This window comes from Nitrospirota bacterium, from assembly GCA_037386965.1.
Taxonomy (GTDB): Bacteria; Nitrospirota; Thermodesulfovibrionia; order Thermodesulfovibrionales; family JdFR-86; genus JARRLN01.
This window is the reverse complement of sequence record JARRLN010000066.1, coordinates 1-13,128: the sequence shown is the minus strand read 5'-3', so window position 1 is coordinate 13,128 and position 13,128 is coordinate 1. Positions and strand designations below refer to the sequence as shown.

The following is a 13,128-nucleotide window of genomic DNA, read 5'->3' as shown; positions in this document are numbered from 1 at the left end:
TAATCCTTGTCCATAACCATCCCTCCGGAGACCTGAACCCCAGCGAGAACGATATCGTTGTATCCGCCTCAATCGCTCAGGCCTGCCAAACGGTGGATGTGGAGCTCTTTGATCACGTCATAATCGGAAAAGATGATTACTATTCCTTTGCCGAGAATGGAGATCTTTAAATGAGAGCCGATGGCTGGCCACCCGAGAAAGGCGGCAATCGTCTGTGAATTCGTAAATTGCAGTTTTCATTCAGAAACGATTCCGTTGTTTTGAAGTGGCTGAAGGTGCTCAGCGCATATATCCCTACAGTTCGGCATACCAAGGTCAAGTATATCGTGGACCCATTCTTCATTTCTCGATTACTTGCCATAACCTAAGACTTTCTATAGATTCCTGTCTAGCATCTTTTCAGATCCCGTCGCATGAGATGAAGAGACTCTCGTCTAGGTCAAGTCATCTCTGGTGGTATATCATTTCCCTTCCCGCAGTGGCAGACCTCCACAGACTCATGACGTCAAGTATGGCCTCCCTCACCTCGTCTCGCGAGGGCCATAGTCTATGCCTACATAAGGCTTCCCCAACGTACTGACAGGAAGAAGGAAATCTCCCTGCTGATTATCAAAGGAAACCATCAGGGTTCGGATTGGTTACCAGTGCTCATTTGAGAGAGAAAGCCTCACCGTTCCAGCCAGCGGCTAAGGTGCAACTTCCTGTGAGAAGCTTAGATGGATGGATTACATTTCGTCCATGAAATTGGACGCCTCAAGCTGGTCTTTCCCAAGCAACAGCCGGATAGTCTCTTTAGAGCTTCCAGAAGGTGTCACTACATGAAGCTTTCTTTTGAATCAGCCGTACTTAGAGTTTTTGCCGGGCAGCAGCTACGGAAGAGTTCCGGAAGACGATGTCCACTACGTTATTAATATACTGCTCGCTGGAAACACCGAAGACCGCCTCCTCCGGAAACTCCAGCAGCTATTTCGCCGACTCAGGATGTGAATGGTGTCATTGAAAGGTCGTAGAGACATCTGCGTATCCCCTCGCTCGTCCCCGCCTGAGTCCTCTTGGGCAAATAAGGCTCAGCGAGGGGCAGCCGCCCATTGCGACAAAGTCAGCGCCTTCCTCTCCGAACACTTTTCTCAGCAAGCTCGGCATGTTGACCTTGCCGATGGCCATGTATGGCAACCGCCCCTTTTTTTATTGCCCTAGCGAGGTGGACGAGGGAGCCGGGGAAGGATAATGGGAGGAGATTGTCATGTCTAGTTGCCTTGTCCCCTTCTGATGCAGGGACTGCATCCGCGCTGGCCTGCTCCAGCATATAATTGACTGCGCATTTCAAGTCCTAGGATTCGTGACCTCGGGTATGGCTTTGCGTGGGTGTACTGAGCAGCTAGGATAAAAATTTGGTTAGCATGTCGCAATAAGGAGTCTGTGGTTTTCAGCACATCTACGACTGAGAGGATTATTCTTCCTCATGGTTTTGCCTGAAGTCGTATTCGCACGCGAACATTATCCCCCGCCGCCGAGTGAGAGCCGACGCTTACCTCGCCGAGTGCCCCGAGCTCCTTCACAAGCTCCGTGATCCTCGCGGATGGAATTTCTGCCACAACCGAGGCGGCTTCCACGGTCTCATCTTCGAGCAGCTTTCCGCCTGCCTTCCTGACAGCGTCTTCACACTTCGCCCTGGCTTCGGCCAGGTCAGAGACAAGGACCGTAATCTCTACCTCGGCATCCTTATCAAGAACAAAGGCTTCCTCTTTAGGCGCGTTGTGCAACGCCCCGGGAGCCACCTCGCGTCCAACCCCGGTCCTTCCCTCGGGCGGAGCTCCCTCTTCACCCGGAGAAACGGCCTCAGGGCCTTCAGTCTCCCGCAGGGCCGGCTCCTTCGCCCCGGAGGAGGACTCTTCAGACTTTCTGAGTGCCCGTGCCCCTTCAGTCTTGTGCTTAACCCTCGATGGCCGTCTTTTGAACTCCCTTCCCTCATCCCGAGGCGAAGCGAATTCATCCATGGCCGGAGGCGCAGGAGTCTCGACTGCGGGTTTTGAGGCCAGTTTCATCTCCACCTCGGGCCTTGTCGCGTTAAAGATATAGACTGCCGCGATGGCGACAAGCGCAACCGCCACGGCCTCGACCGGGAGCTTCACGTGGAGCGGGAAGAATAGCATTCTCAGAATCTTCCTCTTCGGTTCGGCCTCCTCCGTGACTCTCCGCATGACCCTTTGGGTGAAGAATGGCGGGGGCTCCACCTCTGAAAGCGAGCGCAGATGCGTCAAAGTCCTCGCAAGCTCGGACAGCTCGCGCCTGCACGCAGGGCAGCCCTCTATGTGCTCTTCCACGGCCTTTCTCTCTTCCGCGGAGGCCTCTCCGTCGAGGTAATCGGACAGCCTGTTCCTTATGTCGTTGCAATTCATCTAAGAATCCCCCATCACGCGCTTGAGGCACTCCCTCACCGAGGTCCTCGCCCTGTAAAGGCGCGACTTGACCGTACCTTCCGCAACGCCGAGCATGTCACCGATCTCGGCGTAACTGAAATTCTGTATGTCCCTGAGGACAATAGCCTCCCGGAACTCGGCCTCAAGGGCCTCTATGCAGCCCTGCACCTTCACCTCTATCTCCTTCCTCTCAAGTTCATCAAGGGGAGAGGCCCCTGCGAAGGCGGGCTCTACCGTGACGCTTCCGCCATTGGCCAAAGCTGGGTTTCCGATTGATGCCGCCTCACGGCGAGCCCTTGTCTTCACCTGCCTCAGCCTGTTCCGCGAGAGATTGAGCACAATCGAGCAGAGCCACGTGGAGAAGCTCGACGCTCCCTTGAATTTCCCGAGGTTCCCGTATGCCGAAACGAAGGCGTCCTGGACTACCTCGCAGGCCTCCTCGAAGTCTCCGATCATGCGGAATGCGATATTTATCATCTTCTTTTCATGCCTCCTGACGAGGCCCTCGAAAGCGTCCACCTCGCCCCTGAGGCACCGCCCAAGGAGCTCCCCATCGGCATCCATGCGGTCGTCGTCACTCATTCGTTTAGACACCTCGCTATGCCCGAATGTTCCCGCCGGAAACACGATCTATTTGTCCCCTCCCTCGACGGAAGATGATGAAAATGAAATAGAACTCTTTTCTTCATCCCGGCCCTCGTCCGCCCCCGCCGAGGGGGAGAGAATAAATGTCTGCCGCAGACCTCAAAAGCAACAAACTTCATTATATTAACCGTCTCACCATAATGACAATAGTTATTACAAAAATCTTTCCCGCACTTCCACTTGCCAAAGGGGTATAACCCCTTTTTCTCCCTCAGCTTGAGGAGGGATGGGGAATTGCAGAGAGGAACGGGAATCCCTCATTAAGAGCAAATATGCAGCTTCCACAACGGTCAGGTTTTCTTCGGGAACTTTCCCGCGGCCGGTGGTGTCCAATCAAGTAGAAGCAGAGAAATCCAGGCGAAGGAGGTTCACGATGAGCATTGTGAAGGTCGCGTTGGTCGTGGCAGTGGCGGTGGTGCTCGTGGGCTGCAACGAGCCCGCCCAGGCAAAGGCGGAGGAGACACTCCAGCCCTCCAAAACGGGCGTAGAGGAACAAACGGGTGTGGCCCTCACCGTCTATAACGTAAACCTTGGCCTCGTGAAGGACCAGCGGAAAATCAGCCTCGGGCAGGGCACGGGCGAGCTCCACTTCATGGACGTGGCCGCGAAGATAATTCCCACCAGCGTCCACATAAAATCCCTATCAGACCCGGAGAGCCTCCACGTGCTTGAGCAGAACTACGAGTATGACCTCCTGAGCCCCCAGAAGCTCCTGGATAAGTACGTAGGCAAGGAGGTAAAGCTCTACCAGAAGAATCCCTACACCGAGCGCGAAGAAGTCGTGACGGCCACGCTCCTGTCGAATAACGGAGAGCCCATCTTCAAGATAGGCGACGAGATAACCTTCGGCCATCCTGGGCGAGTTCTTTTCCCGAGCATCCCCGAGAACCTGCACTCGGAACCCACCCTTGTATGGCTTCTTAGGAATACCCTTCCGGATGCTCAGAACGTGGAGGCGTCGTATCTCACCGGGGGCATCAGCTGGCAGGCCGACTATGTGACTGTCCTTGACGACACCGACACCAAGGCCGACCTTTCGGGCTGGGTGACCATAGACAACAAAAGCGGCGCGACGTACAGGGACGCGAAACTGAAGCTCGTTGCAGGCGACGTCCACCGGGCCGAGGACGAATACCGGCTGCGAGGCGCCCTGAGGAAGATGGCCGTAGCCGAGGCCGCCGCGGCGCCCCAGTTCGTCGAGGACTCCTTCTTCGAATACCACATCTACGCGCTCCAGAGACCGTCCACCATAAAGAACAACCAGATCAAACAGATAAGCCTCATGGAGGCCACGGGTGTGCCTGTGAAAAAGGAGTTCCGCTACTACGGGGCGGCCTACTACTACCGTTCGAAATACGGCGAAATGGTCTCCAACCAGAAGGTTGGAGTGTTCATCGAGATTGATAACAAGAAGGAAAACAACCTGGGCATCCCTCTTCCGAAAGGCAAGATCAGGGTCTACAAGAAAGACAAGGAGGGAAGCCTCCAGTTCATAGGCGAGGACAGGATAGACCACACCCCCAAAGACGAGAAGGTGAAGATTAAGCTCGGCGAGGCCTTCGACGTGGTGGGCACCCGCAAGCAGACCGACTGGCGGAAAATCGCCTACGACACCTACGAGGCCGCCTTCGAGGTCTCTCTCAGAAACCACAAGGACGATGACGTCCTCGTGAAGGTGATTGAGCCAATCCCCGGGGAGTGGAGGATGCTTGAAAGCTCGCACGAATACAAAAAGACCGATTCCTCCACGGCCGAGTTTCATGTATTGGTCCCGAAGAACAAGGAGACAAAGCTCACCTACAGGGTGAGGATGCGATTTTAGCCCTAAGCCGAATTAAAGGGGGATGCCCCTAGTAGGCATCCCCCTTATTGTTTACAAGAATCTGCCAATGGAGGGCCTAAGACCACCACCTTTCTCTCACAGGATTTCAAGCCCCGTGACGCCTGCGTCCCCAGCCCCGGCAGACGCGTGCCCGCAAATCCAGCGACTCTATTGAAAGATGGCGGGGTGCGCGTCTGGAGCCTTCCATCCTCCCACCGAACAATATCGTGCTGAACTCCAAATCGAGAATACGGGCATTGCCTTATGTAATTATTGCCAACTACATCCAGAAAGTGGCGTCGTCCCCTGCAAAATCGTTGCATGCAGTTCAACACGTAATTTCTAGGCCAGTAAAAAGGGGCGCCTTCAGACCTTTTTGAAAATTGCAGTTCGTGATGCTTTTGTGATATCTCTATTTTAGACTATACTTATATCAGACCAGACACTGTGAGGCTGTGCCTTAGGATGCAGAAACGCATTCTCATTATTGAGGACAATAAGGACCTCGCACACCTCCTAGAGATCCATTTGAAGGATTTGCACTACGACGTCGACCTCGCGGGCGACGGTATAGCAGGCCTTGCCAAGGCCGAGGGTGCGCGATATGATCTCATTATCCTCGACCTCATGCTTCCCGGTCTTGACGGTATGGAGATCTGCAGGCGCCTTCGCGGCAAGGCCTCATATACGCCGATCCTCATGCTGACGTCAAAATCATCGGAAGTCGAGCGCGTTATCGGCCTTGAGGTCGGTGCGGATGACTATGTGACAAAGCCCTTCAGCATTCCCGAACTGCTCGCCCGGATTAAGGCCATCTTTCGCAGGGTTGACACGCTCGAGCAGAATCGTCAGAAGGACAAGCTTGACACCATCGTCGCCGGGGAACTCATCCTGAACCCGGAAAAGCGCAGTGTGACATTGAAAGGGAAAGCCGTTTCCTTGACAGCCAAGGAATATGATCTGCTGCTTCACTTTGTCAGTCATCCCGGCAGGGTTTTCACGCGCCTGCAGTTGCTGGACTCGGTATGGGGATACGGACACGAGGGGTATGAGCACACCGTCAACTCGCACATCAACAGGTTGCGAGCCAAAATCGAGGAGAATCCCGCGAAGCCTCGCCATATATTGACGGTCTGGGGCGTGGGTTACAAATTCACCGATGAGGACAATGCGGGGGCCGCATGATCGCTAAGTCTCTGTACGCCAGGCTTTCGCTATCGCTTCTGGGGTTGCTTCTTCTGGTCGGCGTCTCCTTTATCATCATAAGCCTGTACATCACCGAGATGTATCGGCAGGAGGTCAGCCAGAGGCTTAACCAGGAACTGGCCCGGCGCATCGTCGCCGAAAAACCGCTCTTTCGGGACCATGGGGTAGACGAGGCAGCGCTTGAGGAGATTTTCGATGCGCTCATGGTCGTCAATCCGAAAATCGAGATATATCTTCTCGACCCCGAGGGCAACATACTGGCGTTTTCGGCAGAACCGGGCAAGGTGAAGCGGAAGAAGCTCGACCTTGAACCCGTGAAGTTGTTTCTCGGAGGCGAAACCGTTCTTCCCCTGCTCGGCGATGACCCGAGGAACCTCGAAGGGAAAAAGGTCTTTACCGCGGCGCGCATACCCGAACAGGGTACGCTCAAGGGATACCTGTACGTAATCCTCGGGGGAGAACTGTATGACAGCGTAAGCCAGAAACTGCAGGGAAGTTACATCCTGCGGCTGGGGATGTGGAGCATTGCTTCAAGCCTCGCTGTTGCGGTCGTGTCGGGGTTGATCATATTTGCTCTTCTGACACGCAGATTACGGCGGCTCAGGGCCGCAATGGGCGCCTACACGGATGGTGCGTCCCTTGACCGGCTGGGGCTGCCGGCAGAAACGGAAGGAGGCGAAGGCGACGAGATCGACAGCCTCGTTTCCACTTTCAGGCACATGGCAGTCCGGATCGAACAACAAGTGGATGCTCTGAAGACGGCCGATTCCCTGCGGAGGGAGCTGGTGGCCAATGCATCCCATGACCTGCGCACCCCCTTGGCCACAATGCAGGGTTACTTGGAAACACTCATGATGAAGGACGCGGACCTGTCGCCGGAAGAGAGGCGTAATTACGTCGAGACGGCCATCAACCATTGCAGGCGTTTGAACAAGCTGGTCTCGGACCTCTTCGAGCTGGCGAAGCTCGAGGCCCGGGACACCGCGGTATATCGCGAACCTTTCAACCTCAACGAGCTCGTCCAGGACGTCGTGCAGAAATTTCAACTGAGGGCCGAAGAGAAAAAGGTGGGAATTCACGCCAACGTTGGCGCCGATGTTCCCTTTGTGGACGCCGACATAGCACTGATGGAAAGGGTAATAGAAAACCTGCTGGACAACGCCCTTCGCCATACGCCCGAGGGCGGCTCCGTCAGCGTATCCTTCGAACACGACGGAGCCGGCGTTCTCGTGCGGGTCAGCGATACGGGATGTGGAATTCCCCGGGATGAGTTGCCCAGAATCATGGACCGGTTCTATCGGCTGGACAGAAGCCGCAGGGACAGGACAGGCCACTCCGGCCTGGGCTTGGCCATTACCAGGCGGATCCTCGAGCTTCACGGCAGCACAATCGAGGTCGAAAGCGAGGTAGGCGTCGGAACCACGTTTAGCTTCCGGCTGCCGGTCCAGCAATCCGGGCGCTGAGCAGCCTCAGGGGGCCGGGCTCCCGCATTGCAACCGGGCCTGTTACAAAAATGTGAACTTTTCGTGATGGCGCTGTGACCTCCGGCAGATATCCTCTGAGTATGAACACCGATACGGAAGGAGGTGACGGCGACGACCCTCCATGACTGGAGGCATCACGCGGGCGTCGGACGCCATCCGGGCGCACGGCGGGTTGTACGACACAGTGATTAGGTCGCCGTCCTTCCCGGGGGCAGGCCGTATCCGCCCCCGCCATTACTGGCCGAAGGAGGGGAGCTGTTACCATGGAAGAAAGGGCTGTGAAGAAACTACTCCCGTTCGTCATCATGTTCGCGCTTGTAGCGATTTCCTGTAACCGGTCGAAAGCCCTGTCTGAAATCAATGTGGACGATGACGGACTGGCCATCAGGGGATACGACGCAGTGGCCTATTTCACCCGGCATGCGGCAGTTAGAGGCAGCGCCGAGCATTCCCTCAGATGGAAAGGGGCGGAGTGGCGGTTTTCGAGCGCGGAGCACCTCGAGCTTTTTCGCAAGAACCCCGAAAAATACGCGCCCCAGTACGGAGGTTACTGAGCCTGGGCGGTGAGCCGTGGGTACACGGCTGATATAGACCCCGAGGCGTGGACCATCGTTGACGGAAAGCTTTACCTCAATTTCAGCAAGAAGGTGAGAAAGACATGGAGCCGGGACATCCCGGACAATATCGAAAAAGCCGACCGCAACTGGCCGGCAGTGCTCGGCTCCGAAGAGGGCACGTGATAGGAAAAAGGCTTGCGCCATATCTGTGGATGGCGGCTGCTGTTGTTGCGCTCTTCGCCGCCCAATCTCTTATAACAACGGAGGTGTCCTCCATGAACTCTTCTGAGGCCAGTAAAGAAATTCCCGCCATGGACGGGGAGGCCCCTGAGAAAGTAAGGACGGCTACCTTCGCCATGGGCTGATTCTGGACCCCGGACTCCCGGTTCGGGAGCATCGAGGGCGTCGTAAGAACGCGGGTGGGATACGCCGGGGGGCGCAAAGGCAACCCCACCTACCACAGCCTGGGCGACCATTCCGAAGCGATACAGATAGATTACGATCCCGAAAAGGTCAGCTACGAGGAGCTCCTGAGGGTCTTCTGGGGTGGGCACGACCCGGGAAGCCAGTCCTGGTCCCGGCAATACAGAAACATACTTTTCTACCACGACCCGAAGCAGAAGGAGCTGGCCCTGAAGTCCAGGGAGCGCCTGGAGGCGAAAACCGGCCGCAGGGTGGCAACCGACATCGTCCCCTATGAGAGCTTCCATCAAGCGGAAGACTACCACCAGAAGCACGCGCTTCAGCGATACCCGGACCTCATGGAGGAGTTCCGCGCCATGTACCCCGTCTTCACGGATTTCGTAAATTCCACGGCCGCGGCACGCGTGAACGGTTACCTGGCAGGATACGGCTCCTGTCAGACCCTCAGGCAGGATATCGACATGCTCGGCCTTTCCGAAGCGGCATCGCACTTTGTCCTCGAAGCCGCCTGCGGCAGGACAGCCCGCCCCCTGGAGTGCCCCATTCCAGGAAGGTAGAGGGAGTCGAGTTTACGCCTCACGTATTCAGAAGGATTTCAAGAGAAAGGGCATCCGGGAACCCGCTGCCCGGATGCCCTTTCTTATATCTTTCCCTTACCGGACGCTAAACGTCTCCGTCGTGTCGCCGGTGCCGGCGTCGAACTGATACCCACTCTTCAGAGCATCCGTTACAGTGGCGGTGTAGTCCCCGGCGTCGTTCCTCCCGGTCTTCCAGGTAAGGGCGGCGGTGCCATCGGTGCCCGTAAAGCCTTGCAAAGACGTAACCAATGCTCCGCCCGCATCACGAATATCCAGGAAGACTTGCACACCTGAGAGGTCCGCACCGTCCGGGTCCGCTGCATGGACCACTACGGCCACTGTGTCCCTCACCCGGAAGGTATTTGTCTGCTGAAGGAGGTTGCCCCTTCGGTCCACGGACCACGTGGTGGTACTGTTGATAGTAAGCCCCGAGACCTGGGGAACGGGCTTCTTGCCCCAGGCGGTGGAGGCCATCACATACGGGGCGGCCATGCCCGTTTGGAGCCACGCCTCCAGAAGGTTGGCCCCTTCGGCGGCAAGGAAGGCGTTCTGGCCCCCGTTGGCGAGATAGAGGAACTGGATATACTCCCAGCTTGTGGGCTGATAGAGGAGGTCGATGCTGGCATATGTTGCATGTGAGGGCGGGGTCAGGGTTACTTCGTCATAGTAGTTATATACCCCGCCCGGACCCGGATTTCCATACTGGTCGGCGGGCACCGGCAAGGCATTCCTTTTCCTCGCCTCATCGTAGCTCATCTTGTAGGGCGGGATGCGGTTGTCCTTGGCCACGTAGTTGTTCAGGACGAAGTGAAAGGTCTCGTGGTACGTCCCGGGGGCCGAAGCGGCAAGCTCGCCCAGGGTGAAGTCCGCGGCCCCTGTGTAACGGTCGTAGCTCAGAGGCAGGTTCGGGTCGTACCCGTATCCGACAAGCTTCGCGGCCCACTCTTGCGTCATCGCGTAGTGGGCTTCGTAGACCTTGGTGTTGGTGTCGTTTGGGTTGATGAGGCTCTGGACGCTGTACGGGGTTCCGTTAAAGGTGATTGTCGTGACGGGACCGTATGCGCCGTCCTCCCTGATGGGCAAACCCTCGGCATCATACCACTTGATGTTCAGCCACATGCGGCGTCCTTCGGGATACCCCGAGATGACCTTGTGCCCCGTCTGGTTGACCAGCCTCACGGTGTTCCCGCTGACCGAGAGGGAGACGCCCTCGCTGAGCTGCTTCATGGCGCGGGCCTTCCCGGCCTCCAGGGCCGCAAGCTGTGTGCCGGAAAGGCCGCCTCCTACCAGGAGCTTGCCCTGGCCATCCAGATACGCGATGGCGTCGGGCATCCAGTAGTTTCCGCCGGTCATGTCATGAAGCGGCAGGTCTTTCCTCACCGGAGCGCCTTTCTTGTTGCAGCCCGGACCGCTCACCGGCCTCAAATGGCAGGTCTGGCAGGTGAAATAACGCGTGGTTCCGTCTTCGTACTTGCCTCCCGTGCCCGCCCCTAAAGCACTTTCATAGGCGGCCTGAAGGGCGCCGCCCTGGAGGTCGGCTGGAAGCGCCGTATAAGCCGTATACGAGACGGGCGTGCTGGAGAGCGCGCCTGCCTTGAACTCACTGTACGTCCTCTCCACGATGCCGTACTGGAAAGGAAAGTTGTTGAACGCTGCCTTCTCCGTGAGCGGGGAGCCCAGAACGCCGCTGGCAATGACCTCGTCCGCCGTGTCCTGTGCCCCGTAGTTCGGAGCAAGGTCGCCCACGGCCGGGTTGGAGACGTCATGGCAGGTACCGCAGAAGTCCCGGGAGCGGTGGAATTGAGACTGCAGGAATTGGTGTCTGGCCGCAGCGTCGCCATACGGGCCGAGCTTGTCGCTGCTCCCCCACATGACGTACATTCCGCTCCCGTAATAGCCTTCTCCGGTGAGCATGTCGTAGGCCAGAAACGGGCTGAACTGCACGCCCTGGTGTTCGGAGTTGTCCGGGTTTACCATCTTGTGGCACACCTCGCACTCCACGCCGTCTCCGTCTCCGCGGCCCAGGCCGGAGCCGTCTGTGGGAAGGGAGCGGCCGGCAAGCCATCCGGCCGAGGTGTGGCACCGGAGGCAGAGGTCTCCCGCTCCGTCAAAATCCTGCTCGGCCACGGCGAGCGTTGCCCAGAAGATGGGGTCGCGGCCCGCGTTTGCCATCATGCTTCCCCGCCAGTTAAACGCGGGCTCAACGGATACGTTGTATCCCCCGTGGCAGTTATCACACTTGTCGGGAGATTCGAGGTTGTTCACCTCCCCCGGCTGCGTGCCCGGCTGCTGGATCTCATTCGGAACAACGTCGGCCGCACCCGCAGGAGCTGCAAGAAACACGGCCAATAAAATCACTGCCCATGAAATCATCCGTCCCATGGCTCGGTCCCCCTTTCAAAAAAGGTCCCTCCCCTTAAGTTTGTGTACCATCGAACGTGCAGGCGGTCAAGATAGATAATGCATTAATAAATTGTTTTAATTAACAAAATTCGAGTGAAAATAAAGAGTTATGCGATTCCGACAGGCGATAAAAGGCATTATCCAAGAGATGGGAGGCTGTGTGCTCCTGGCAGGGATTGCTCTGACCCGCCAGCTTCCGCAGACCTGTCGGGCTTGGGAAAGCTGCGCACTTCCGTTAAGGGGTTGGCGCCATTGCTTTTTTTGGCATTGTTTGTCAGGAGGAGAAGTCCACAGTTATCAGGTTGCGGACTTCAGGATGAACGCATTTCCGCGACCCCTGCATCCCCCTGGGAGACACCCGCATTTTTTCTTTATATGACCGAATCGTTATTTTTTCGTGACACTTTTGTGATGCGCCGCAACTAGACTGAATTAATAAAGCACCGACACACTCGACCGGCAACGATATCCGTTCAAGCTCATCCAGTTGTGCACGGATTCTCCTTTTAACGCGAGTGGCGGGCGTTCTTACGTGATGAGGAAAAGAGGAAAGGGGGTCATGAAAGTCGAGATGGGGCTATTGAAGCGCAGCTGGTGAAAATGAGGAAATGGACGCACTTCCGGAAAGTGCGGACAGATGAAAGGAGCGATGAGATGAACAGAAAAATCATAGTGGCATTTATGGCCGTTGCGTTTCTGATGAGTTCGGCGGTCGCTGCCTTTTCTAATGACCAAGATGCAGAAGTCACGGCCGGGGCAGTCTACACCATGACCAACGCCGCCGATGGTAACCAGTTGGTCGTTTTTGCGCGAGGCGGAGACGGTCTCCTCACCATGGCCGGCGCCATACCGACCGAGGGTTTAGGTTCCGGCGGCGGCCTGGACCCTCTGGCCTCCCAGGGCGCCATCGTGCTCACCGAGGACCACCGGTGGCTATTGGCAGTGAATGCGGGCAGCAACGAGATTTCCGTGTTTCGCATCATGTGGGACGGTCCCGTGCTGGTGGGCAAGGTTGACTCAGGCGGCGAATTTCCCGTCAGTCTCACCGTCTTCCATGACCTGGTATATGTCCTGAACGCTGGGGGGACTGCTAACATCACCGGTTTTTACCTGGGTTACCAGGGCCAGTTGACCCTTCGCAGCAATTCCACCCGAGACCTTGGCTCCGGAGGGTTTGCACAGGTGGGCTTCGACCCGCAGGGCAATAACCTGGTAGTTACCGACCGGGACGAGAACGAGATTCTGGTCTTCCCGCTGAACCGGCACGGCTTGCCCGCCATTCACCCGGTAACGTCAATGTCAATCGGTCTCGCTCCTTTCGGGTTCGTCTTTGACGAAAAAGGCCATCTGCTGGTCTCAGAAGCGGGCAGCGGAGCGGTTTCCTCATATGCCATCAATCGCAACGGCTCCCTGCAGGTGATTAGTCCATCGATTGCAAACGGCCAGGCCGCCACTTGCTGGATAGCCAGAAATCAGCGGGGCTATGTTTTTACCGCCAACACCGGCAGCCAGAACCTTTCCCTCTATGAAGAGGAGCGCAACAATGGCCGGCTTGACCTGCTCGATGCGACTGCTGGTTTCGGCAACCGG

9 protein-coding genes and 1 pseudogene are annotated in these 13,128 nt (G+C 56.9%); 7 read left to right on the top strand and 3 right to left on the bottom strand.

The genetic code is table 11. The features are described 5' to 3' along the window. Positions 1–1,460 precede the first annotated feature (1,460 nt). The gene (locus tag P8Y39_09960) at positions 1,461–2,399 is read right to left on the bottom strand and encodes a DUF2275 domain-containing protein (protein ID MEJ2192648.1); all 939 of its coding nucleotides are present in this window, start codon (positions 2,397–2,399) and stop codon (positions 1,461–1,463) included. Further along, the gene (locus tag P8Y39_09955; GenBank protein ID MEJ2192647.1) at positions 2,400–3,002 is read right to left on the bottom strand and encodes a sigma-70 family RNA polymerase sigma factor; all 603 of its coding nucleotides are present in this window, start codon (positions 3,000–3,002) and stop codon (positions 2,400–2,402) included. A 436-nt stretch (positions 3,003–3,438) separates the two neighbouring features. On the opposite strand from P8Y39_09955, the gene P8Y39_09950 reads away from it, so the two are divergent. The 6 genes and pseudogenes from P8Y39_09950 to P8Y39_09925 all read left to right on the top strand — a co-directional run bounded on the left by P8Y39_09950 (position 3,439) and on the right by P8Y39_09925 (position 9,114). Then, positions 3,439–4,887, top strand: coding sequence for a DUF4139 domain-containing protein (locus P8Y39_09950; protein ID MEJ2192646.1), 1,449 nt, complete (start codon positions 3,439–3,441; stop codon positions 4,885–4,887). Positions 4,888–5,352: 465 nt separating this feature from the next. Further along, on the top strand, positions 5,353–6,072 hold the full coding sequence (locus P8Y39_09945; protein ID MEJ2192645.1) for a response regulator transcription factor: 720 nt from the start codon (positions 5,353–5,355) through the stop codon (positions 6,070–6,072). Next, the gene (locus P8Y39_09940; GenBank protein MEJ2192644.1) at positions 6,069–7,556 is read left to right on the top strand and encodes a HAMP domain-containing sensor histidine kinase; all 1,488 of its coding nucleotides are present in this window, start codon (positions 6,069–6,071) and stop codon (positions 7,554–7,556) included. Before P8Y39_09945 ends, P8Y39_09940 begins: the two co-directional genes overlap by 4 nt. Positions 7,557–7,882: 326 nt before the next feature. Beyond that, the gene (locus P8Y39_09935; protein ID MEJ2192643.1) at positions 7,883–8,317 is read left to right on the top strand and encodes a YHS domain-containing (seleno)protein; all 435 of its coding nucleotides are present in this window, start codon (positions 7,883–7,885) and stop codon (positions 8,315–8,317) included. Continuing rightward, on the top strand, positions 8,314–8,499 hold the full coding sequence (locus P8Y39_09930) for a hypothetical protein (GenBank protein MEJ2192642.1): 186 nt from the start codon (positions 8,314–8,316) through the stop codon (positions 8,497–8,499). Before P8Y39_09935 ends, P8Y39_09930 begins: the two co-directional genes overlap by 4 nt. Before the next feature lie 15 nt (positions 8,500–8,514). Beyond that, a pseudogene (locus P8Y39_09925) lies at positions 8,515–9,114 on the top strand (peptide-methionine (S)-S-oxide reductase). A 96-nt stretch (positions 9,115–9,210) separates the two neighbouring features. On the opposite strand, the gene P8Y39_09920 reads toward P8Y39_09925, so the two are convergent. Beyond that, the gene (locus P8Y39_09920) at positions 9,211–11,400 is read right to left on the bottom strand and encodes a hypothetical protein (GenBank protein MEJ2192641.1); all 2,190 of its coding nucleotides are present in this window, start codon (positions 11,398–11,400) and stop codon (positions 9,211–9,213) included. A 792-nt stretch (positions 11,401–12,192) separates the two neighbouring features. On the opposite strand from P8Y39_09920, the gene P8Y39_09915 reads away from it, so the two are divergent. Beyond that, the coding region (locus P8Y39_09915; protein MEJ2192640.1) for a beta-propeller fold lactonase family protein at positions 12,193–13,128 on the top strand (936 nt) is incomplete at its 3' end.